The sequence below is a fragment of the Xanthomonas sp. XNM01 genome, from assembly GCF_014851915.1.
GTDB lineage: Bacteria > Pseudomonadota > Gammaproteobacteria > Xanthomonadales > Xanthomonadaceae > Pseudoxanthomonas.
Genome location: NZ_JACVAP010000002.1, coordinates 734443 through 755901, shown reverse-complemented (window position 1 = coordinate 755901; position 21459 = coordinate 734443). Strand labels below are relative to the sequence as shown.

Annotated in this window: 16 protein-coding genes; 7 read left to right on the top strand and 9 right to left on the bottom strand. The window is 71.7% G+C overall.

The features are described 5' to 3' along the window. Positions 1-22 precede the first annotated feature (22 nt). Positions 23-1711, top strand: a complete 1689-nt coding sequence (locus IB242_RS11095) for a molecular chaperone HscC (protein ID WP_192279136.1) — start codon at positions 23-25, stop codon at positions 1709-1711. A 1-nt stretch (position 1712) separates the two neighbouring features. Beyond that, positions 1713-3212 carry a hypothetical protein gene (locus tag IB242_RS11090; RefSeq protein WP_192279134.1) on the top strand — a complete coding sequence of 500 codons (1500 nt, stop codon included), beginning with the start codon at positions 1713-1715 and terminating at the stop codon, positions 3210-3212. A 226-nt stretch (positions 3213-3438) separates the two neighbouring features. On the opposite strand, the gene IB242_RS11085 is transcribed toward IB242_RS11090, so the two are convergent. Genes IB242_RS11085 through IB242_RS11075 form a run of 3 tightly spaced genes read right to left on the bottom strand, consistent with a single transcriptional unit; the run spans position 3439 to position 5795 of the window. Continuing rightward, positions 3439-3684, bottom strand: coding sequence for a DUF6587 family protein (locus IB242_RS11085; protein ID WP_192279132.1), 246 nt, complete (start codon positions 3682-3684; stop codon positions 3439-3441). A 3-nt stretch (positions 3685-3687) separates the two neighbouring features. Continuing rightward, positions 3688-5547: a ferrous iron transporter B gene (locus tag IB242_RS11080; protein ID WP_192279131.1), complete on the bottom strand. Its 1860-nt coding sequence runs from the start codon at positions 5545-5547 to the stop codon at positions 3688-3690. Continuing rightward, the gene (locus IB242_RS11075; protein WP_192279129.1) at positions 5544-5795 is read right to left on the bottom strand and encodes a FeoA family protein; all 252 of its coding nucleotides are present in this window, start codon (positions 5793-5795) and stop codon (positions 5544-5546) included. Before IB242_RS11075 ends, IB242_RS11080 begins: the two co-directional genes overlap by 4 nt. 114 nt (positions 5796-5909) lie before the next feature. Between IB242_RS11075 and IB242_RS11070 the strand changes: the two genes are divergently transcribed. From IB242_RS11070 to IB242_RS11050, 5 genes are read left to right on the top strand one after another with little or no spacing between them, the layout of a single operon-like run. Beyond that, complete coding sequence (locus IB242_RS11070; RefSeq protein ID WP_192279127.1) at positions 5910-6707, top strand: enoyl-CoA hydratase-related protein; 798 nt, start codon at positions 5910-5912, stop codon at positions 6705-6707. Next, the gene (locus tag IB242_RS11065) at positions 6707-7102 is read left to right on the top strand and encodes a VOC family protein (protein ID WP_192279125.1); all 396 of its coding nucleotides are present in this window, start codon (positions 6707-6709) and stop codon (positions 7100-7102) included. The genes IB242_RS11070 and IB242_RS11065 overlap by 1 nt, the downstream gene beginning before the upstream one ends. After that, positions 7102-9093, top strand: a complete 1992-nt coding sequence (locus IB242_RS11060; RefSeq protein ID WP_192279123.1) for a biotin carboxylase N-terminal domain-containing protein — start codon at positions 7102-7104, stop codon at positions 9091-9093. The genes IB242_RS11065 and IB242_RS11060 overlap by 1 nt, the downstream gene beginning before the upstream one ends. Further along, entirely contained in the window at positions 9090-9986 is an 897-nt protein-coding gene (locus IB242_RS11055) for a hydroxymethylglutaryl-CoA lyase (protein ID WP_192279121.1), read from the top strand. Before IB242_RS11060 ends, IB242_RS11055 begins: the two co-directional genes overlap by 4 nt. Continuing rightward, positions 9983-12547, top strand: coding sequence for an EAL domain-containing protein (locus tag IB242_RS11050; protein ID WP_192279119.1), 2565 nt, complete (start codon positions 9983-9985; stop codon positions 12545-12547). Before IB242_RS11055 ends, IB242_RS11050 begins: the two co-directional genes overlap by 4 nt. Before the next feature lie 41 nt (positions 12548-12588). Here IB242_RS11050 and IB242_RS11045 read toward each other — a convergent pair whose 3' ends face one another. The 6 genes from IB242_RS11045 to IB242_RS11020 all read right to left on the bottom strand — a co-directional run bounded on the left by IB242_RS11045 (position 12589) and on the right by IB242_RS11020 (position 21403). Beyond that, the gene (locus IB242_RS11045) at positions 12589-14772 is read right to left on the bottom strand and encodes an ATP-binding protein (RefSeq protein WP_192279117.1); all 2184 of its coding nucleotides are present in this window, start codon (positions 14770-14772) and stop codon (positions 12589-12591) included. Next, positions 14765-15898 (bottom strand): two-component system response regulator, encoded by a 1134-nt coding sequence (locus IB242_RS11040; RefSeq protein ID WP_192279115.1) that lies wholly within the window; start codon positions 15896-15898, stop codon positions 14765-14767. The genes IB242_RS11045 and IB242_RS11040 overlap by 8 nt, the downstream gene beginning before the upstream one ends. Before the next feature lie 174 nt (positions 15899-16072). Beyond that, the gene (lysS, locus tag IB242_RS11035; RefSeq protein WP_192279114.1) at positions 16073-17605 is read right to left on the bottom strand and encodes a lysine--tRNA ligase; all 1533 of its coding nucleotides are present in this window, start codon (positions 17603-17605) and stop codon (positions 16073-16075) included. A 135-nt stretch (positions 17606-17740) separates the two neighbouring features. Next, positions 17741-18869, bottom strand: a protein-coding gene (gene prfB, locus IB242_RS11030; protein WP_192279112.1) for a peptide chain release factor 2 whose coding sequence is annotated in 2 segments (ribosomal slippage) — positions 17741-18793 and positions 18795-18869 — 1128 coding nt in all. Because the reading frame shifts where the segments join, the coding sequence is not laid out codon by codon here. 178 nt (positions 18870-19047) lie between these two features. Continuing rightward, the gene (locus IB242_RS11025; protein WP_192279111.1) at positions 19048-20790 is read right to left on the bottom strand and encodes a hypothetical protein; all 1743 of its coding nucleotides are present in this window, start codon (positions 20788-20790) and stop codon (positions 19048-19050) included. A gap of 16 nt (positions 20791-20806) precedes the next feature. After that, positions 20807-21403 (bottom strand): NfuA family Fe-S biogenesis protein, encoded by a 597-nt coding sequence (locus tag IB242_RS11020; RefSeq protein ID WP_192279109.1) that lies wholly within the window; start codon positions 21401-21403, stop codon positions 20807-20809. Positions 21404-21459 lie beyond the last annotated feature (56 nt).

The following is a 21459-nucleotide window of genomic DNA, read 5'->3' as shown; positions in this document are numbered from 1 at the left end:
GGTCACCGCCACCGGGAACAGGATGCTCGTCGGAATCGATCTGGGAACGACCCACTCGCTGGTCAGCGCCTACGTGGACGGACAGCCGCAGCTGGTGGCCAACGCGCTGGGCGACGTGCTGACGCCGTCGGTGGTCAGCGTCGACGACACCGATACGATCCTGGTCGGCCGGGCGGCCAAGGACCATCTGGTCACCCGCCCGCAGCACAGCGTCGGCAGCTTCAAGCGCTGGATGGGCACCGACCGCGTCACCAGGCTTGGCCGGCACAGCTTCCGCGCGGAGGAACTGTCGGCACTGGTGCTGCGCTCGCTGATCGGCGATGTCCAATCGCGCTTCGGCACCCCGGTCACCGAGGCGGTCATCAGCGTGCCGGCCTACTTCAGCGACGCCCAGCGCAAGGCCACGCGCATCGCCGGCGAACTGGCCGGCATTAAGGTCGAGCGCCTGATCAACGAGCCCACCGCGGCGGCGCTGGCCTATGGCCTGCAGCAGCGCGACGGTGGCCGGGTGCTGGTGTTCGACCTCGGCGGCGGCACCTTCGACGTCTCGATCCTGGAAATGTTCGAGGGCGTGATGGAGGTCCACGCCAGCGCCGGCGACAACTTCCTGGGCGGCGACGATTTCCTGCAGGCGCTGTTCGACGCCTGCGTGCGCGAGCTGGGCCTGGACCCGCAGGCGCTGACCGCGGCCGAACGCGCGCAGCTGCTGCGCCGCCTGGAGCAGGCCAAGCGCGACCTGTCCGGCCCTGGCGCCGCTGCGACGGTGTCCGTGCAGGCCGGCGGACAGGCGCTGGAATGGGCGATCGACGAGACCCGCATGGCGCAGATCTGCGACCCGCTGGTGCAGCGCCTGCGCGCGCCGATCGAGCGGGCGATGCGCGACGCCAAGCTGTCGGGCACCCAGCTGGACGAGATCGTGATGGTCGGCGGCGCGTCGCGGATGCCGCTGGCCGCGCGCCTGGTCAGCCGCATGTTCGGTCGCCTGCCGCTGCGCCACGTCAATCCGGACGAGGCGATCGCGCTGGGCGCGGCGGTGGCCGCCGGCATGAAGGGACGCGACGAGACGCTGGAGGAAGTGGTCCTCACCGACGTCTGCCCGCACACGCTGGGCGTGTCCACCAGCCGCGAAGGCGCGCAGGGGCGGATGATCGAAGGCATCTTCTCGCCGATCATCCAGCGCAACAGCACGGTGCCGGTCAGCCGCGTGGAGCGTTACTTCCCGCTGCGCGACTGGCAGACCCAGGTCGAGTTCGACATCTACCAGGGCGAAAGCGCGCGGGTCGAGCACAACATCAAGCTCGGCAACATCCGGGTCGAGGTCAAGCCGCGGCCGGCGGCGGAGAATCCGATCGACCTGCGCTTCACCTACGACGTCAACGGCCTGCTGCAGGTGGAAGCCAGAGTGGTGGCCACCGGCGAGGTGCGCGAGGTGATCCTGGAGCGCAATCCGGGCGTGCTGCAGCCGCATGAGATCCGCGCGCGCCTGCAGGCGCTGTCGGCGCTGAAGGTGCATCCGCGCGAGCAGCAGGAGAACCTCAGCCTGGTCGCCCGTGCCGAGCGGCTGTACGAGGAACTGCTGTGGGCGCGCGACGACCTGCAGAGCGCGCTGGTCCAGTTCGGCAGCGCGCTCGATTCGCAGGACCTGGCGCTGATCGACGAACACCGCACGCATTTCGCGGCCATGCTCGACCAGCTCGAATCGCGCTGCTGAGATGAACGTCTTCGCCCTGCTCGGCGTCGATGCCGGTGCCGACGAGCGCGCGATCAAGCGCGCCTACGCGCGCAAGCTCAAGCAGACCCGGCCGGACGAGGATCCGGTCGCGTTCCAGCGCCTGCACGAGGCCTACCAGGCGGCGCTGCAGTACGCGCGCCACCGGATCGTCGACGAGGACGAGGACGACACGGACTGGCACGACGCGGCGCAGGCCGGTCCCACCGCCGATACGGACGCCACGCTGACCCTGCGCTGGTCGCCCGGCGACGGCGCCGCCTCGCCGATGCCGCTGGTCGCCGACACATTGGAGGCGATCCTTGCCGCGCCCGCCGACACCGGCGACGACACGGCGCCGCCGCGGCCCTCCACCGCGGAGCCAGGCGCGGTCGCGGCGGAAGCGCAGCCCGCGCCACCGTCGCTGCACGATGCGCTGCACCGGCATGCCTTCGATCCCCGGGCGCTGTTCGAGGAGCTGCTCGTCCGCATCGGCCAGAACCAGACCGAGCAGCTCGCGGACTGGCTGGCGCGGCATCCCGCGCTGTACGACCTCGACCACAAGCGGCAGGCCGGCGATGTGGTCCGGCATGGGGTCGAGTCGCGCGACGTCGCCCTGTCGGCCAGGCAGGCCGCGCTGCTGGCGCAGTTCTTCGGCATCGACGACCAGGCCTGGGCCACGCGCGCGACCGTGCGCTGGCAGGTGCGGCAGGAGTACACCGCCGACCACGGCGAGGCCAGCCCGATGGCGGTGCGCCAGCTCAAGCGCCCGTTCCGCTGGCAGCGCGCGCTGCTCTACGCGTCGGTGCCGACGCTGGGGCCGCGCATCGCCGCGCTCGGCCATCGCCTCATCGACGAGTACGGCGGCCTGCCGCCGGGCATCGACGGCGAGCAGCACGCCTTCTTCGTCCGCATGGCCGACCCGCGCCATCTCGGCCGCTGGCGCTGGGCCGGCATGGCGCTGCGCGGCCTGGCCGTGGCGATGTTCGTGCTCGTCTCCGGCCTGGTCTTCTCCGAGCGCAAGGCCGAAGTGTTCGCCATCGCCGCCGCCTACTTCGGCGGCTTCTTCGCGCTGGAAGCCGGGGTGCTGCTGACGCGGCTGATGATGCGCTGGCAGCGCATGCCGACCGCCACCAACGTCCAGCTCTGCGCGCCGGTCGTGCTGGCCCTGTGCGGCCTGGCGCTCGGCGCCGCATGGCCTGCCGCCGACTGGCTGGCCTACTGCCTGACCGGCATCGCCTGCCTGGTCTACTGGCGGCGGTTCTTCAACCTGCTGCGCTTCTGCCTGGGCAGCTGGTGGCTGGGCGCGCTGATCGGCGCGGACCGCGTCGAGCCGACGCTGGTGGCCTTCGCGCTGGTGCCGCTGTGGGTCACCGCCGGCGATGCGCTGTATGCCTGGCGCCGGCGCGTGCCGCTGTCGGCGGTGGACGACAACCGCTGGACCATGGTGCTGTCCTACGTGGTGCTCGCCTCCGGCCTGCTGGCCTCGCTGGTCTACGGCTGACCGGCGCGGGGCGGACGGGCCAGCGGCACGACCGCAGGCCGGCGCACAGGATCGGGACGGCCGATACGTGCCCTGCCCTGATCGCCCAAGCCGCGCGTGGATACGCAGCGCGGACCGGCAAGCAGCGATCGCCCATGCTCGACGCGGTGGAACCCGGTGCCTGCGCCCCCTGTGAACGACGCCGGCGCGGGCGGCAGCGTGTTCCGGCAGTTGGCCGCCGGCGCGATCAGCCCGGCGGCGGGTCGCACCCGTTGCAGCCGCCGCAGGCGCCTTCGTTGCCGCGGCCCGGCGGCGCGATGCGCCTGCCCAGCGCGCGCATCCAGCGCGGGCGCCCCTCGCGGACCAGCGGCACCGCCAGCGCCACGCGCAGGCGGCGCAGCGTGCCGGGAAACTGCTTCTTCGCGAACACCCACAGCGCGATGGCGACGATGGCCCCGACCGCCACGTACTGCAGCAGCAGCGACGCCTCCATCGCTCAGCCCGCGCCCAGCGCCACGGCGACCTGGTAGGTCAGCAGCGAGGCCAGGTAGGCCAGCACGAACAGGTAGCCGGCAGCGAGGGCCATGGTCTTCCACGAGCCGGTCTCGCGCTTGATCGCCGCCCACGTCGCCAGGCACTGCGGCGCGTAGATGAACCACACCAGCAGCGACAGGCCGGTGGCCAGCGACCAGCCATCGCTGATCAGCGGCAGCAGCGCCTGCGCGGCGGCATCGTCGTCGGCCGCCGACAGCGCATAGACCGTGGCCAGCGAGGACACGGCGACCTCGCGCGCGGCCAGGCCCGGGATCAGCGCGATGCAGATCTGCCAGTTGAAGCCCAGCGGCGCGAACACTACCGCCAGCGCGTGGCCGATGCGGCCGGCCAGGCTGTAGTCGATGGCCGGCAGGGTCGCGTCGGCCGGCGCGGCCGGGAAGTTCAGCAGCACCCACAGCAGCACGGTCAGCGCGAAGATGATGCCGCCCACGCGCTTGAGGAAGATCAGCGCGCGCTCCCACAGGCCGATCAGCAGGTCGCGCGGGTTTGGCAGGCGGTAGGACGGCAGCTCCAGCAGCAGCGGATGCTCGCTCTTGTCGCGGCGCCACTTCTTCATCACGAACGAGACCGCCAGCGCGCTGAGGATGCCGGCCATGTACAGGCCGAACAGCACCAGGCCCTGCAGGTTGAAGCCGCCCCACACGGTCTGGCTGGGAATGAAGGCGCCGATCAGCAGCGCGTACACCGGCAGCCGCGCCGAGCAGGTCATCAGCGGCGCGACCAGGATCGTCGCCAGCCGGTCGCGCGGGTCCTGAATGCTGCGCGTGGCCATGATCCCGGGGATCGCACAGGCGAAGCTGGACAGCAGCGGGATGAACGAGCGGCCGGACAGGCCGGCGCCGGCCATCATCCGGTCCAGCAGGAAGGCCGCGCGCGGCAGGTAACCGGATTCCTCCAGCGCCAGGATGAAGGCGAACAGCACCAGGATCTGCGGCAGGAACACGATCACCCCGCCCAGGCCGGCGATGATGCCGTCCACCACCAGGCTGTTGAGCGGGCCTTCCGGGATGACGCCGCCGGCCCACTCGCCGAGCGCGCCGGTGCCGGCCTCGATCAGGTCCATCACCGGCGTGGCCCAGGCGTAGACCGCCTGGAAGATCAGGAACATCACCACCGCCAGCGTCAGCAGGCCGAACAGCGGATGCAGCAGCCAGCGGTCCAGCGCGTCGTCGATCTGCGCGGTGCGGCGCGGCATGGCGACGGTGGCGTCGAGCAGGCGCCGGGTCTCGGCATGCAGGTCGGCATCGTCGGCCAGGTGCACCGACGGCGGCTGCGGATGCGCGGCGACGCGGTCGATCATCTCGACCAGCGCGCGCGCGCCGTTGCGGCGCACCGCGACGGTTTCGACCACCGGCACGCCGAGCTCGCGCTGCAGCGCCTCGCGGTCGATGCCGATGCCGCGCCGCTGGGCGGCATCGCTCATGTTCAGCGCCACCACCATGGGCTTGCCCATCTGCCGCACTTCCAGCACGAAGCGCAGGTGCAGGCGCAGGTTGGTGGCATCGACCACGCAGACCAGCACGTCCGGCGCGGCCTCGCCCGGGTAGAAGCCACGGCACAGGTCGCGGGTGATCGCCTCGTCCAGGCTGGCCGGATTCAGGCTGTAGGCACCGGGCAGGTCGAGCACCGCGTAACTGCGGCCAGACGGCGACTGCAGCCGGCCTTCCTTGCGCTCGACGGTGACGCCGGCGTAGTTGGCCACCTTCTGCCGGCTGCCGGTGAGCTGGTTGAACAGCGCGGTCTTGCCGCAGTTGGGATTGCCCAGCAGGGCCAGGCGCAACGGCGCGGTGGCGGTGCTCATGCCGCGTCCTCCGTGGCCGGGGCCACCTGCACCCGCGCCGCCTCCGAGCGCCGCAGCGCGAACCGGGTATAGCCCACGCGCACCAGCAGCGGTTCGGCCCCGAACGGCCCCTTCGCCATCACCTCGACCGGTTCGCCCGCGACGAAGCCCAGCTCGCGCAGGCGGCGGGCGATGGGATCGTTGTGGGCGGTCTCGCGGACGGACTGGACGACAACAGGAGTGCGCAATGGCAGATCGGTCAGCGTCACGGAACGCCCGGCAACATGGAAATGATTCTCGATTTTACATCGCCGCGGTGCGTCATGGCGGCGGCGGCGGGGCCGACTATCATCGAACGCTGCCTTGCACAGATGGGAAGATCGATGCCGGAACCGTTGTTGATCGAGCGTGCGGCGCAGGTGCTGCGCCTGCGCCTGAACCGGCCGCAGCTGCACAATGCCTTCGACCCCGTCCTGATCGCCGCGCTGACCGCCGCGCTGGACGAGGCCGGCCGCGATCCGCAGGTCCGGGTGGTCGTGCTGGAGGGCGACGGCGCCTCGTTCTCGGCCGGCGCCGACCTGGGCTGGATGCGCGGCATGGCCACGGCCAGCGAGGCGGACAACCGCGACGACGCACTGGCCCTGGCCCGTCTGATGCGCACCCTGGACGCCCTGCCCCGCCCGACCATCGCCCGCGTCCACGGCGCGGCCTTCGGCGGCGGGGTCGGTCTGGTCGCCTGCTGCGACATCGCCATCGGCGTGCCTGCTGCCAGCTTCGGCCTGACCGAAAGCCGGCTGGGCCTGCTGCCGGCGGTGATCTCGCCCTACGTGATCGCCGCGATCGGCCCGCGCCAGGCCCGGCGCTGGTTCGCCAGCGGCGAGACCTTCGATGCGGCCACCGCGCTGCGGATCGGCCTGCTGCACGAGGTGGTCGAGCCCGATGCGCTGGATGCGGCCATCGCGCGCCAGATCGCCCTGCTGCTGCGGGCCGGTCCGGTCGCCGCGGCCGCGGCCAAGCAGCTGGTGGGCCGTGTCGCCTCCGGCGCGCACGACGCCACGACCACCGACCACGACAACGCCGCGCTGATCGCCGCGCTGCGGGTTTCGCCGGAAGGCCAGGAAGGGCTGTCCGCCTTCCTCGACAAACGACCGCCCGCCTGGGCGCAGAAGGAATCACGCTGATGTTCGACCATATCGGACTGCAGGTCGCCGACCTCGCGCGCAGCCGCGCGTTCTACACCGACCTCCTGGCGGTGCTGGGCCACCGCCTGGTGATGGAGATCGGCGCGGACCAGACCGGCGGCTACGCCGGCGCCGGCTTCGGCCCGGATGCCAAGCCGCAGTTCTGGATCGGCCACTGGCCGGGAGTGACGCCGGCCGGTGGCACCCATGTCGCGCTCAGCGCGGCCTCGCGTGCGCAGGTCGACGCCTTCCACGCCGCGGCCATGGCCGCCGGCGCCCGCGACAACGGCGCGCCCGGCCTGCGCCCGCACTACCACCCGGGCTACTACGCCGCCTTCGTCCTCGATCCAGACGGCCACAACATCGAAGCCGTCTGCCACGGCATGGAGCCCTGATGTTCGACACCCTGCTGATCGCCAACCGGGGCGAGATCGCCTGCCGCATCGTCCGCACCTGCCGCCGGCTCGGCATCCGCAGCGTCGCGGTGTACTCCGACGCCGACGCCGACGCCCTGCACGTGCGCCTGGCCGACGAGGCCCACCACATCGGCGGGTCCGCGCCGGCCGACAGCTACCTGCGCGGCGACGCGATCATCGCCGCGGCCCTGCGCAGCGGCGCGCAGGCGATCCACCCCGGCTACGGCTTCCTGTCCGAGAACGCCGATTTCGCCGAGGCCGTCGCCGCCGCCGGCCTGGTCTTCGTCGGTCCGCGCGCGGCCTCGATGCGGAAGATGGGCAGCAAGGCCGGCGCCAAGGAACTGATGGCCGCGGCTGGGGTGCCGGTGGTGCCCGGCTACACCGGCGAGGACCAGGCGCCGGCCACGCTGGCCGCCGAAGCCGCGCGGGTGGGCGTGCCGCTGATGATCAAGGCCGCGCACGGCGGCGGCGGCAAGGGCATGCGCATCGTGCGTGCGCTCGAGGACTTCCCGGCCGCGCTGGAGAGCTGCCAGCGCGAGGCGCGCAACGCTTTCGGCCGCGACCGGGTGCTGCTGGAGCGCTACATCGAGTCGCCGCGCCACATCGAGATCCAGGTGTTCGGCGACAGCCACGGCCAGCTGGTGCATCTCAACGAACGCGAGTGCTCGGCCCAGCGCCGCTACCAGAAGGTACTGGAGGAATCGCCCTCGCCCTTCCTAACGCCCGAGCGGCGCGCGGCGATGGGTGCGGCGGCGCTGACCGCGGCGCGCGCGATCGACTACGTCAACGCCGGCACCGTCGAGTTCATCGTCGCACCCGACGGCGGTTTCTGGTTCATGGAGATCAACACCCGGCTGCAGGTCGAACACCCGGTCACCGAGCTGGTCACCGGCCTGGACCTGGTCGAGTGGCAGCTGCGGGTGGCCGCCGGCGAGCCGCTGCCACTGCCCCAGCAGCAGATTCCCCAGCGCGGCCATGCCATCGAGGTGCGGCTGTACGCCGAGGATCCCGCGTCCGGCTTCCTGCCCGCCTCCGGCCGGCTGCAGGCGCTGGAACTGCCGCCGCCCTCGGCGCACGTGCGCATCGACGGCGGCGTGGAGGCCGGCGACACGGTCAGCGTGTTCTACGACCCGATGATCGCCAAGCTGATCGTCCACGACCTCGACCGCCCGCGTGCGCTGGCGCGGCTGCGCGAGGCGCTGGCCCAGTGTCACGTGGCCGGCATCCACAGCAACATCGGCTTCCTCGAGGCGCTGGTGCGGCACCCCGCCATCACCGGCGCGAGCATCGACACCGGTTATCTGGACCGGCACCTGGACGAGGTCCTGGCGGCGTCGCCGGAGGCACCGCACCTGGTGCTCGGCGCCGCGACCGCCCTGCTGCTGCGGGGCGAGCAGGCGGCCGGCACCCGCGCCGCGGCCAGCGGCGATCCCGGCTCGCCGTGGGCGCTGGCCGATGGCTGGCGCCTGCACGGCCACGGCGCGCGCCGGCTGCGCCTGCAGCGCCGCGACGGCACGCACGCGCTGGCCGCCACCGGCAGCGACGGGCGCTACGCGGTCCGGCTCGATGGACAGGCGCACACGGTCGACGACGCGGCGCTGTCCGGTTGCGGACTCGATCTGCGTATCGACGGGGAGAGGCGTCCGCTCCGGGTCCGTTTCCAGGGGAGGACCATCGAAGTGCACGACGGGACGCGACGCCTCGCGCTGCAGATCGCGGACGAGGAACGGTCCGGCGGAGGCGACGCGGGCGGCGGCGATGGCCGCGTCCGCGCGCCGATGCCGGGCCGGGTCGTGGTGGTGCGGGCGCAGGTGGGACAACCGGTCGAGGCGGGCGAGGAGCTGCTGGTGATGGAGGCGATGAAGATGGAACTCGGCGTCCGCGCTCCGCGTGCGGGCAGGATCGTGGAACTGCGGGCCGGCAGCGGCGACTTCGTCGATGCCGATGCGGTCCTGGTGGTCCTGGAATGAGCGGCGATGCGGTGCGGATCGTCGAGGTCGGTCCGCGCGATGGCCTGCAGAACGAAGCCACGCCGGTCTCCACCGCCGACAAGATCGCGCTGGTGGACCGGCTGTCCGCCTGCGGGCTGCGCTGCATCGAGGTCACCAGCTTCGTCAGTCCGCGCTGGGTGCCGCAGCTGGGCGATGCCGAACAGGTGATGGCCGGCATCACCCGCCACCCCGGCGTGGTCTATCCGGTGCTGGTCCCCAACCTGCAGGGCTACACCCGGGCGCGCGCGGCCGGCGCCGACGAGGTCGCGGTGTTCACCGCCGCGTCCGAGGCCTTCAACCAGCGCAACATCAATGCCTCGATCGACGCCTCGATCGAGCGCTTCATCCCGCTGATCGAGCAGGCGCGTGCCGAGGGCGTGCGCGTGCGCGGCTACGTCTCCACCGTGCTCGGCTGTCCGTACCAGGGGGAGGTGCCGCTGGACGACGTGGTCCGCGTCGCCGCGCGCCTGCATGCGCTGGGCTGCGCCGAGATCTCGCTGGGCGACACCATCGGCGTGGGCACGCCCAGGCGTGCGCGGGCGATGCTGGAAGCGGTGGCCGGCGCGGTGCCGATGGACGCGCTGGCGGTGCATTTCCACGACACCTACGGGCAGGCGCTGGCGAACGTGGCCGCCTGCCTGGAGGCCGGGGTGCGGGTGGTCGACGCCGCGGTCGCCGGCAGCGGCGGCTGCCCGTACGCGCGCGGCGCCACCGGCAACCTGGCGACCGAGGATCTGGTCTACATGCTGCACGGCATCGGCATCCAGACCGGCATCGACCTGGAGGCACTGGCCGATACCGGCCGCTGGCTCGCGCGGCGGCTGGGACGGCCGACCGGCAGCCGGGTCGGACAGGCGCTGGCCGACGCATGAACCTGGCCGCGCCCGCCTCCGACAGCATCGCCGGGGCGCAGGCGGACGCGGTGCTGGAGGCGCTGGCCGGCGCGATCGACGACCCTGCCCTGCCCGCGCAGACCCGCGCCCTGCTGGTGCGGGCACGCGACGCGCTGCTGCGCAGCCAGGCCGAGGCCGAGCACGCGCGCCTGCGCTACACCACGCTGTTCGACGCGGTGCCCGACCCGGTCAGCATCCTCAGCGAAGGCGGCACCGTGCTGGACCTCAACCGCGCCGGCGTGCTCGCCTACGGCCGCCCGCGCGAGGCGATCGTCGGCCAGCCGATCGAGACCCTCAACCCGGACCTGCCGCCGGACCATCTGTGCCCGGTGTGGGACACGCTGGACCGCGGCGAGACCTACGTCATCGAAGTCACCAACATGCGTGGCGACGGCAGCCGCTTCCCGGTGGAGGTGCACTCGGCCGGCTTCGAACACGATGGACGGCGCTGCATCGTCGCGGTGGCGCGCGACCTCAGCGGCCGCTGGCAGGCCGAGTCGCGCTACCGGCTGCTGCTGGAGTCCATCGACAAGGGCGTGCTGCTGATCGACCGCCAGTTCGCGCTGCTGTCGGCCAATCCGGCCGCGCACCGGATCCTGGGCTTCGGCGGACGCCTTGACGGGCCGCCGCGCTTCGCCGACTGGAGCGTGGTCGACGAGCACGGCCGCAGCCTGCCACGCGAGCGCTGGCCGATGTCGCGTGCGCTGCGCAGCGGCCAGATCGTGCCCAGCACCACGATCGGCCTGCACCACCTGCCCAGCGACCACATGATCTGGATCTCGGCGACCACGGTGCCGGTGTTCTCGTCCGGACGCGACTGCGCCGATCACGTGTTCGTGCTGTTCAGCGACATCACCGACCTCAAGCGCGACAACACGCTGTTCGACCGCGCGCAGTCGCTGGCCCACATCGGCGGCTGGGAATGGGACCGCAGCCGCCGCCACCTCTACCTGACCGACGAGACGCTGCGCATCGTCGACCTGGACGTCGGCCGGCACAGCATGGAGGACCTGCTGGCCCGCCTGCGCCCGCTGGACCAGCGCCGGCTGGAGGGCGCGCTGGAGCGCATCTACGAGGACCGCCGCAGCTTCGACATGGAACTGCAGGGCCAGCGCAGCGACGGCCACAGCTTCTGGGTGCGGATGATCGGCGAGGTCGAGCCGGGCAAGCACGCCTCGCCGCGCATCGCCGGCACCCTGCAGGACATCACCGAGCGCAAGCAGGCCGAGGAAACCCTGCGGGTGCAGGCGCGCACCGACCCGCTCACCGGCATCCGCAACCGCGACGCGATCCTGGGCGAGCTGGACACCCGCCTGCAGGATCCGTCGACGTCGCAGCTGGCCGTGCTCTACATCGACCTGGACCGGTTCAAGACGGTCAACGACGTGCTCGGCCACGGTGCCGGCGACGAACTGCTGATCCGCACCGCGCAGCGCATCGGCATGGCGATCGGCACCGAGGGCCTGCTGGCCCGCTTCGGCGGCGACGAGTTCCTGGTGGTCTGCGACACCGGCTCCGACGCGGGCCAGGCGCGGCGGCTGGCCGACGCGATCCTGGCGGCGCTGACGCGCCCGTTCCGCTTCGGCGAGGACGAATTCACCATCGGCGCCAGCATCGGCATCGCCTACGCGCCGGCCGACGGCAGCCGGCCGCAGCAGCTGATCCAGAGCGCCGACATCGCCATGTACGACTGCAAGCACCGCAGCCGCAATACCTGGCAGGAATTCACCCCCGACCTGGCCCAGCGCCAGCAGGACCGGCTGCAGATCGAGACCCAGCTGCGGCGCGCGCTCGACAACGCCGAGTTCCGCCTGGTCTACCAGCCGCAGGTGGACCTGCGCCGCGGCCGCATCGTCGCCGCCGAGGCGTTGATCCGCTGGCAGAGCCACCAGCTCGGCGAACTGCGCCCGGACCTGTTCATCGGCCATGCCGAGACCACCGGCGACATCGTGCGGATCGGCGACTGGGTCCTGCGCGAAGCATGCCGCCAGGTACGCGAGTGGCAGCAGCAGGGGCTGGGCATCGTGCGGGTGGCGATCAACGTCTCCTACCGGCAGTTCGTCTCCGAGGACCTGGCCGCCAAGGTGCGGCGCACCCTGCAGGAGCATGGCCTGCCAGGCTCGGCTCTGGAGCTCGAGTTCACCGAGCGGGTGCTGATCGAGGATGCGCCGGCCACGCTGCGCACCTTCGCCGACCTGCGGCAGATGGGCGTGGTGCTGACCATCGACGACTTCGGCGAGGGCTACAGCGCGCTGAACTACCTGCGCCGTCTGCCGATCCACGGGCTCAAGCTCAGCCAGTTGTTCATGGAGGGCGTGCCGGACAACCACTCCGACGTGGCGGTGTGCGAGGCGGTGTGCGGCATCGCCCGCAGCCTGGGTCTGGGCCTGGTCGCCGAAGGCGTGGAGTCGGAGGCGCAACGGCGTTTCCTGCTCGAACTGGGCGTCCCGGTCGGCCAGGGATTCCTGTTCGCGCCCGGGCTGCCGCCGGACGAGTTCGCCCGGCGCCTGCTGGCCGAACAGGCCGCCGCACGCGGCTGACGACGCAACGGCCGCCCACAGGCGGACCGCGCCGCCCGGCGTTACGGATCGCCGTCGCGGGTATCGGCCTGGCGCAGGCGCGCGGCCAGCGCCTCGCGGCCCTGGGTCAGCGCGGCGTTGAGCATCGACAGCCGCTGCCGCCATTCATTGCGGATCTGCCAGTCGGCCAGCCGCATCAGCTCGCTGCCCTGCTCGGCCACCTTGACCAGGCCGGTGTTGCAGGCCACGCCCTTGATCGCGTGCGCGTGGTCGCGCAGCCGCGCCCAGTCCGCACTCTCGCCGGCGTGGGCCATCGCGCCGATGCAGCCGTCGGCATCGGCCAGGCAGTGCGCGACGAACTCGCGTTCGAACGCCTCGCCCATGCCCATCGCCGCCAGTTCGTCGAGCACGCCCGGATCGAACACCGCATCGGCCGGCGCCTGCGGCCGCTGCGGCAGGGTCGCGCTGCGGCGGCCGCGCTGGGCCGCGATGTCGGCCAGCGTATCCAGCAGCCGTCCGGCGGCGACCGGTTTGGACAGGAACGCATAGGCGCCGGCCTGCTCGCAGCGCTGGATCGATTCGGGCGTGACATCGGCGCTGAGGATGATCACCGGGGTGCGCGTGCCGCCGCCGGCCTGCATCACCTTCAGCTGCCTGAGCAGGTCCAGGCCGCTGACATCGGGCATGTGCAGGTCGACGATGACCGCGTCGTAGTCGGTGCCGGCCATCGCTTCCAGCACGTGTTCGCCGCCGTCGACGCTGGTGACGCGGTGGCCGGCCTTCTGCAGCAGGCGCTGCAGGACCATGCGATTGGCCTCGTAGTCGTCGGCGATCAGCACCTGCATGCTGCGGATCCGCGCGCGGTGGCGCAGGAACGGGTCGCTGAAGGCGATCACGTTGCCGCCGGCGTCGCGCGTCTCCTCGGCGAGCCCGCCCTCCAGCGCCGGTGCCGGCACGCGCCCGGCGCCACCGGCCACGCGCAGCGGCAGCTCCAGCCAGAAGCGGCTGCCGCTGCGTCCTTCGGCCGGCTCGTAGCCGATCCGCCCGCCCATCGCCTCGGCCAGGCCGCGGGCGATGGTGGTGCCCAGCCCGGTGCCACCGTAGCGCCTCGCCAGCCCGGCATCGCCCTGCTCGAAAGCCTCGAACAGGCGTCCGCGCATCGCGTGCGGGATGCCGATGCCGGTATCGGTGACGGTGAAGCGCAGCCACAGCGGCGCGCCTTCGTGCGCATCGCCACCTTCGGCCAGCGGGCGCACGTCCACGCGCACCCGGCCCTGGTCGGTGAACTTGACCGCATTGCTGACCAGGTTGAGCAGGATCTGGCGCAGGTGCCCGGCATCGCCATGCACCAGCGGCGGTACCGCGTCGTCGATGACCACCAGGTAATCGAGCTTCTTGGCGCGCGCCTGCGGCTGCAGGATCAGCCCGATCCCGCCCATCAGTTCGCGGACCGAGAAATCCTCCGGATCGAGCCGCAGCTTGCCGGCCTCGATCGCCGAGATGTCGAGCACGTCGGTCACCAGCGCCATCAGGCTGCGCGTGGACGCCTGGATGGTGCGCACGCATTCGCGCTGCTCGTCGTCCAGCCGGGTGGTGACCAGCAGCTCGGACATGCCGGCCAGGCCATTGAGCGGGGTGCGGAACTCGTGGCTCATGTTGGCCAGGAACCGGCTCTTGGCCTCGCTGGCGCGGCGCGCCTCGCGGGTGGCGCGGGTCAGCTGGCGCAGCAGGTTGGACAGGTACAGCGGGACCGCCGCCAGTCCCACCAGCAGGCCGATGCCCAGGCTCAGGTTGCGCTGCCAGTAGTCGTCCAGTGCCAGCACCGCGCCGAAGCTGGCCAGCGCCGCGGCCACTGCAAGGTACAGGTAGCGGTTGCCGTAGCGCAGGCCATTGCCCACCGTCACCCACATCACCACGATGTAGACCCAGGCCAGCGGCTCGCCCATGCGGATCATGCCGGCGGCCATCAGCCCGTAGTCGGCGACCATGCCCAGGCAGCGGCGCACGTCGGAGCGGCCAGGGCGCACCAGCAGCGCGGCGAAGATGCCCAGGCTCAGGGTCAGCCCGCCGAGCACGATCGCCAGCACGTCGCGGTACTGGCCGGCCGACAGCTCCGCGCGCGGGCCCGGCAACAGCACGTAACCGAGGATCAGCAGGATCAGCGCGATCCGGATCAGCGCCTGGCCATGCTCGCTGTCCGGGCGCTGCGACAGCCGCCGCCTGATCCACGCCACGACATCAGACATGGTCGAGCCCTCCGGGACGCGCGGAGGCGATCGAGTACTGCTCGCACACCTGCTGCAGGCGCTCGCGGTTGCGCATCAGCGCATCGACGCAGCCCGGATCGAACAGCCGGCCACGCTGCGCGTACAGGTACGCCAGCGCGCCATCGATGGTCCACGCCTCCTTGTACGGGCGCGGCGAGATCAGCGCATCGAACACGTCGGCCACCGCCACGATCCGGGCCTCCAGCGGGATCGCCTCGCCGGCCAGGCCGTCCGGATAGCCGCTGCCGTCGTAGCGCTCGTGGTGGCGCAGCGCGATCACCGCACCGACCTGGATGAACCGGTTCTGGCTGCCGCTGAGCAGCTCGTAGCCGATCCGCGGGTGGCGCCGCATCACCGCCATTTCCTCGTGGTCCAGACTGCCGGGCTTCATCAGCACCGCGTCGGGAATCGCGATCTTGCCCATGTCGTGCAGCGGCGCGGCCATCTCGATGATGCGCACTTCGTCGCCGGGCAGCCCCAGGCCCTCGGCGATCAGGCCGGCCACACGCGACATGCGTTCCAGATAGGCACTGGTGCCGGCATCGCGGAACTCGATCGCACGCGCCAGCCGCGACAGCGTCTCGCGTTCGCGCTCCTCGACCTCGTGCATGCTCGACAGCAGCCGCTGCTCGAGCGACAGCGCGCGCTGCTTGACCGTCTCGGCCTGCTGGCGCAGCTGCAGCAGGTTGTGGCAGCGCGCCCGCAGCTCGCGCGGACGGACCGGCTTGACCAGGAAATCGATCACGCCCGCTTCCAGCGCGGCCTGCCGGATCGGCTCGTCGCCGACCACGGTGATCAGGATGATCGGGATGTCGCGGTGCTTGGGCAGACGCCGGAAACGGCGGGCGAACTCCAGCCCGTCCATGTTCGGCATGCGGTAGTCGAGCAGCAGCAGATCGACCGGGTTGGCGTCGCACCAGGTCAACGCCTGGCGCGCATCGCCGAAATCGTGCACGGCCAGTTCCGAGGCGATGTCCTCGATGATGTGGCGCAGCATCGTGCGTGCCGATGCCTGGTCGTCGACGATGACGATATCCAAGGCCTGCTCCGCCCCCGTTGGCCGTGACCTGCCGGCAGGATAACGCGGTCCTGCGGTGTCCCGCATCCGCCCGGTGCCCGCCGCCGGATCAACCTGTTCCGGACGAGCGGATCCGGCGCCGCTGCCGGGCGCCGGTATCGGCTGAAACGAAAGACCCGCCCCCGGGCGGCCAGCGCGCCGGGCCACTGCACCCGGGCCGGCGGACCGGCACGCGGGCCGCGGAACCGGAGCCGGTCCGGCTCAGTGTTCCGGGCGCATGTACGGGAACAGCAGCACGTCGCGGATCGAAGTGCTGCCGGTCAGCAGCATCACCAGCCGGTCGATGCCGATGCCCAGGCCGCCGGTCGGCGCCATGCCGTACTCCAGCGCGCGGATGTAGTCGGCGTCGAAGTGCATCGCCTCGTCGTCGCCACCGTCCTTGGCTTCGACCTGGGCCTGGAAGCGCGCGGCCTGGTCTTCCGGATCGTTGAGCTCGGAAAAGCCGTTGGCGATCTCCTTGCCGTTGATGAACAGCTCGAAGCGGTCGGTATAGCCGGCTTCGGTGTCGCTGGCGCGGGCCAGCGGCGAGACCTCGACCGGGTGGTCGGTGATGAAGGTCGGCTGCACCAGGGTGTGCTCGACCGTGGCCTCGAAGATCTCCAGCAGCAGCTTGCCCCAGCCGTAGGAGGGCTTGACCTTGATCTTCAGCCGCTCGCAGTGGGCCAGCAGCGCGGCGCGGTCGGTGCAGTCGGCCGGCGTGATCTCCGGGTTGTGGTGGCGCACCGCCTCGTCCATGCGCCAGCGGCGGAATGCCGGCGCCAGGTCGATCTGCGCACCGTCCCATTCCACCGCGGTGGTGCCCAGCACCTGCTGTGCGGTGTCGCGGATCACGTTCTCGGTCAGGTCCATGACCTCGTGATACGTGGCGTAGGCCTCGTACAGCTCGAGCATCGTGAACTCGGGATTGTGCCGGGTCGACACGCCCTCGTTGCGGAAGTTGCGGTTGATCTCGTACACGCGCTCCAGGCCGCCGACGACCAGACGCTTGAGGTACAGCTCCGGCGCCACGCGCAGGTACAGCTCCAGGTCCAGCGCGTTGTGGTGGGTGGTGAACGGCTTGGCCGTCGCACCGCCGGGGATGTAATGCATCATCGGCGTTTCCACTTCCAGGAAGCGGCGCGCGTCGAGCCAGGCGCGGATCGCACGGATGATCTTGCTGCGCTTGACGAACACCTCGCGCGCCTCGGGCGTCACGATCAGGTCGACATAGCGCTGGCGGTAGCGCTGTTCCACATCGCTCAGGCCGTGCCACTTGTCCGGCAGCGGGCGCAGCGACTTGGTCAGCAGGCGGATCGCGCCGGCCTTGACCGACAGCTCGCCGGTCTTGGTGCGGGTCAGGCCACCCTCGACCGCGATGATGTCGCCCACGTCCCAGCCCTTGAAGGCAGCGTAGGCATCGCCCAGCGCGTTGGCCTGCAGGAACACCTGGAGGCGGCCGGACTCGTCCTGGATCTGGGCGAAGCTGGCCTTGCCCATCACCCGCTTGGCCATCAGCCGGCCGGCCAGCGCGACCTGGCGCGGCAGCGCCTCGAGCGCTTCAGCCGTCCAGGCCTCGGCGTCGGCGAACTCGGCCTGCAGGTCGCCGGCGTACTCGGCGCGCTTGAAGTCGTTCGGGAAGGCGATGCCGTCGGCGCGCAGCGCGGCCAGCTTGGCGCGGCGCTCGGCGATCAGGTGGTTCTCGTCGACGGGCGGCTGCGGGGCGGGCGTCGGCGAAGCGGAGGTCGGGTCGGTCATGGCGGTCAGGAAGGCGGGAGAGGAAGACTCGCCCGGCGTCCTGGTGCGACCGCCGGGCATCGTATGCGGGATGCGGACGCGGTGCGGGCCCATCGCGGGCGGCCGGTGCGGGAGCGCTCCGACCGCCGACGCAGCTTACGCCGCGTCACTCCGTTTCGAACCAGCCGCCAGGCCGGCCTTGAGGCTGGCCTCGACGAACTCGTCCAGGTCGCCGTCGAGCACCTTCTGGGTGTCGCTGCGCTCGATGCCGGTGCGCAGGTCCTTGATCCGGCTCTGGTCGAGCACGTAGTTGCGGATCTGGCTGCCCCAGCCGATGTCGGACTTGGTGGCTTCCACCGCGTCCTTCTCGGCGTTGCGCTTCTGCAGCTCCAGCTCGTACAGCTTGGCCGCCAGCATCTTCATCGCGCGGTCGCGGTTGGCGTGCTGGCTGCGCTCGGTCTGGCAGGCCACGACCGTGTTGGTCGGCACGTGGGTGATGCGCACCGCCGATTCGGTCTTGTTGACGTGCTGGCCGCCGGCGCCGGACGAGCGGTAGACGTCGGTCTTCAGGTCGGCCGGATTGATCTCGATGTCGATCTTGTCGTCCACTTCCGGCGACACGAACACCGAGGTGAAGCTGGTGTGGCGGCGGTTGTCCGAGTCGAACGGCGACTTGCGCACCAGCCGGTGCACGCCGATCTCGGTCTTGAGCCAGCCGTAGGCGAAATCGCCCTCGACCCGGAACGTCGCCGACTTGATGCCGGCCACGTCGCCACCGGAGACTTCCAGCAGCTCGGTCTTCCAGCCGCGCGATTCGGCCCAGCGCAGGTACATGCGCAGCAGGATCTCGGCCCAGTCCTGGGCCTCGGTACCGCCGGCGCCGGCCTGGATGTCGACGAAGGCGCTGGCGCCGTCCATCTGCCCGGAGAACATGCGCTGGAATTCCAGCTTGCCGATCGCCTCTTCGTAGCGGTCGACGTCGGCGACCACCGCGGTGGCGGTGTCTTCGTCCTGTTCGCTTTCGGCCAGCTCCAGCAGTTCGCTGGATTCGGTCAGGCCATCGAGGACCGTGGCGATGCCGCCGACGGTCTTTTCCAGCGTCGCGCGCTCGCGGCCGAGGGCCTGGGCGCGTTCGGGGTCGTCCCAGACGCTGGGCAGTTCGAGTTCGCGGTTGACTTCTTCCAGACGCTCACGCTTGGCGTCGTAGTCAAAGATACCCCCGAAGCGAAACCACGCGACCGGTCAGGTCGGCGATGCGCTGGCGGATGGGATTGAGCTCGATCATGGCGGGACTGGCTGCGAAAAGCGGTCGTGGATTCTAGCAGCTGGCGCCGACGAAGACATGCCGACCGGGCAGCGGGTCGAGCCCCGGCCGGGCCGGCGGCGGGTCAGCGATGGCCTCGCCGCGCTCCAGCGCATCCCGAGGCGCAGCCAGCACGCGCGCGTTTAGTCAGGTGCCGCCGCTAGCGTTGCGGCCGCACGCTGCCGTTGTCCTCCTGCAGGTCAGGCTTGAACGGCACGTCCGGCGGCGGGCGCGCGACCGCGGGCTGCTCGTTGAGGTTGTCGTCGCTGACGCCGCACCCGCCGCCGAGCTGCAGCAGCGAGATCACGCAGTTGATGCGCCGGCTGGTGCCGGGAATGGGAATGGACATGTTCCTGACACCGCGCCGCACCCAGTCGGCCAGCAGCGATTCGTTGGGGACCCAGTACTGGTCGAACCGGGTCCGGCTGAAATCGTCCGCCGGACGCTGCATCCAGCTGCCCGACTCGGCGATCCGCGATTCGGTCCAGCGATCGTTGTCGCCACCCGGCGCACCGCGCTCGGCGGCGCCCGGCCCTGGCGCGGCATCGGGCAGACGGGCGCGTCCGTCGCCGTCGAACAGGCCACTGCCGGGTGCCGGACCCGACTGCGCCCACGCGTCGGCGGCGGGACCACGGCTCCAGTCGTCCGCACTGGCGTTGCGATCGCCGGCCACCGACGGCTGGCCGGCGGTCGTCGGCGCTGCCGCCGGGCTCATCGACGCCGCAGCGGCAGGGGCCGCGCGCGGCGCGACCTCGCGCTGGCGGACGCGCTGCTCCGGCGAGGGGGGCGCGGCCACGGCGGCCTGCGGCACCTGCACCCGGGCCATCGGGCGCGTCAGTTCCTGCCGGGTTTCGATTTCACGCTCGCGCAGCTGCGGCGCAGGCGCTGCCGGCACCATCACCTCGCGCACGCCGGCATCGGGCGCGCGCAGCACCGGTACCGGCGGCTGTTCCAGCATCGCGATCTCGCGCTGGCGCACCGCGGGCTCCCGCATCGCCGGCATGGCCGCGTCGCGCACCGGCAGCGTGCGGTCGGGCAGCACCGGCGCCGCGATCGCCTCCGGCACCTGGATCTCGCGTGGACGCAGCTGCGGCTCGCGCAGCGGCGGCTGCGGCACGTCGACCGGACGCGGCTGCAGGGCGGTCACCCGGGGCACGATCACCAGCGCCACCTCGCGCTCGCGCACCTCCGGCACCGGGGCCGCGGGCGGCGTGGTCGGCGGCAGCACGTGGGCGATGGTCGGCACGTCCACCACGGTGACCTGCACCGGCTGCGCCGGCGTCGGCGCCTCATCGGGCAGTGGCGGCATGGGGGCAGCGTCGGGCGGGGTCGGCACCGGGATATCGAGGAAGGAGAACGGCCGTGCGTCGTCCGCCTGCGGCACAGGTGGCGCCGCGGCGTCGGCGCGTGTGGCGCCATCGGCCGCTTCGGTCGCGGCGGTCACCCCGGCTTCCGCTCCGGCCTCGCCCTCTTCCCCCTCCCGGGCGACGAAGCCGACCTGGACCCGGTCGCCACCGCCACCGGCCGCAGGCGACGGCGGCACCAGCGACTGCAGGTACGCCATCCAGAGCAGGGCCGCGAAGAACAGGACATGCAGCAGCGTGCTGCCGACACCGGAGCACCAGCGCAATGGCCGCTCGTCCCGGGGTGCCGGATACCAGCCCTGCCACAGCAGCGACAGCATCGCCGCCCAGCGCCCCAGCGGCGGAGCGCGTTCATGGACCCGGGCACCGGCGGCCAGCGCCAGTTCCAGCGGCTGGGCCGGCACGGGCGGCAGCGGCGTGGCCGCGCGGGCGCGGATCCAGAACGCCCACCCATAGGGCAGCCGGGTCACGCGCTCCAGCAGCAGCGCGCCCGGCCTGCGTGCCAGCAGCGCGTCGATGATCTCGGCAGCCCGCATCATCGGCGCGCGCAGGCGATCAGGCGGCGTTGCCGCGCGGCATGTACGGTGCGTCGCCGGTATCGTGGTCGGTCGCGTCGCGCACGGCGGTGATGCCCGGAACCCGTGCGATCAGCGTCTTCTCGATCCCCTGCTTCAAGGTCACGTCGGCCATGCCGCAACCATGGCAACCGCCACCGAAGCGCAGCAGCACCACGCCGTCGCTGGACACTTCCTGCACGGTCGCGCGGCCACCATGCTGGGCCAGCTGCGGATTGATCTCGTTCTCCATGACCCAGCGCACACGCTCGACCAGCGACGCAGACTCGGCAGGCGCCTCGCCCTTGATCTTCGGGGCCTTGATGGTCAGCTGCGCCCCGGTGCCCTGGAACACGTAATCGATGTCCGCCCCGTCCAGCCAGGCCACGCTGTCGGCCGCCACATACAAGGTGAAGCCGTCGCAGTCGACGGCCCATTCGTCGCCTGCCAGCTCGGACGGCTCGGCGAATTCGAGCCGGGCGTCCGCACGCGAGGTACCACCATGAACGGCGCTCAGGCGTACGCCCAGCCCCGGGATCGCCTCGCGCTCGACCAGCTTGCGGAAGTGCGCCTGCGCGCTGTCGGAAATGTTGATCATGCGGCTATTCTAGCGCCCTCCCATCGCAACGCCGCACCCGGGCGTGGGGACGGGCC

Excerpts from the sequence above, each read along its gene's own strand:
- IB242_RS11095 (WP_192279136.1), top strand. The coding sequence starts at position 23 with ATGCTCGTCGGAATCGATCTGGGAACGACCCACTCGCTGGTCAGCGCC.
- IB242_RS11090 (WP_192279134.1), top strand. The coding sequence starts at position 1,713 with ATGAACGTCTTCGCCCTGCTCGGCGTCGATGCCGGTGCCGACGAGCGC.
- IB242_RS11085 (WP_192279132.1), bottom strand. The coding sequence starts at position 3,684 with ATGGAGGCGTCGCTGCTGCTGCAGTACGTGGCGGTCGGGGCCATCGTC.
- IB242_RS11080 (WP_192279131.1), bottom strand. The coding sequence starts at position 5,547 with ATGAGCACCGCCACCGCGCCGTTGCGCCTGGCCCTGCTGGGCAATCCC.
- IB242_RS11070 (WP_192279127.1), top strand. The coding sequence starts at position 5,910 with ATGCCGGAACCGTTGTTGATCGAGCGTGCGGCGCAGGTGCTGCGCCTG.
- IB242_RS11065 (WP_192279125.1), top strand. The coding sequence starts at position 6,707 with ATGTTCGACCATATCGGACTGCAGGTCGCCGACCTCGCGCGCAGCCGC.
- IB242_RS11060 (WP_192279123.1), top strand. The coding sequence starts at position 7,102 with ATGTTCGACACCCTGCTGATCGCCAACCGGGGCGAGATCGCCTGCCGC.
- IB242_RS11055 (WP_192279121.1), top strand. The coding sequence starts at position 9,090 with ATGAGCGGCGATGCGGTGCGGATCGTCGAGGTCGGTCCGCGCGATGGC.
- IB242_RS11050 (WP_192279119.1), top strand. The coding sequence starts at position 9,983 with ATGAACCTGGCCGCGCCCGCCTCCGACAGCATCGCCGGGGCGCAGGCG.
- IB242_RS11045 (WP_192279117.1), bottom strand. The coding sequence starts at position 14,772 with ATGTCTGATGTCGTGGCGTGGATCAGGCGGCGGCTGTCGCAGCGCCCG.
- IB242_RS11040 (WP_192279115.1), bottom strand. The coding sequence starts at position 15,898 with ATGCGGGACACCGCAGGACCGCGTTATCCTGCCGGCAGGTCACGGCCA.
- lysS (WP_192279114.1), bottom strand. The coding sequence starts at position 17,605 with ATGACCGACCCGACCTCCGCTTCGCCGACGCCCGCCCCGCAGCCGCCC.
- IB242_RS11025 (WP_192279111.1), bottom strand. The coding sequence starts at position 20,790 with ATGATGCGGGCTGCCGAGATCATCGACGCGCTGCTGGCACGCAGGCCG.
- IB242_RS11020 (WP_192279109.1), bottom strand. The coding sequence starts at position 21,403 with ATGATCAACATTTCCGACAGCGCGCAGGCGCACTTCCGCAAGCTGGTC.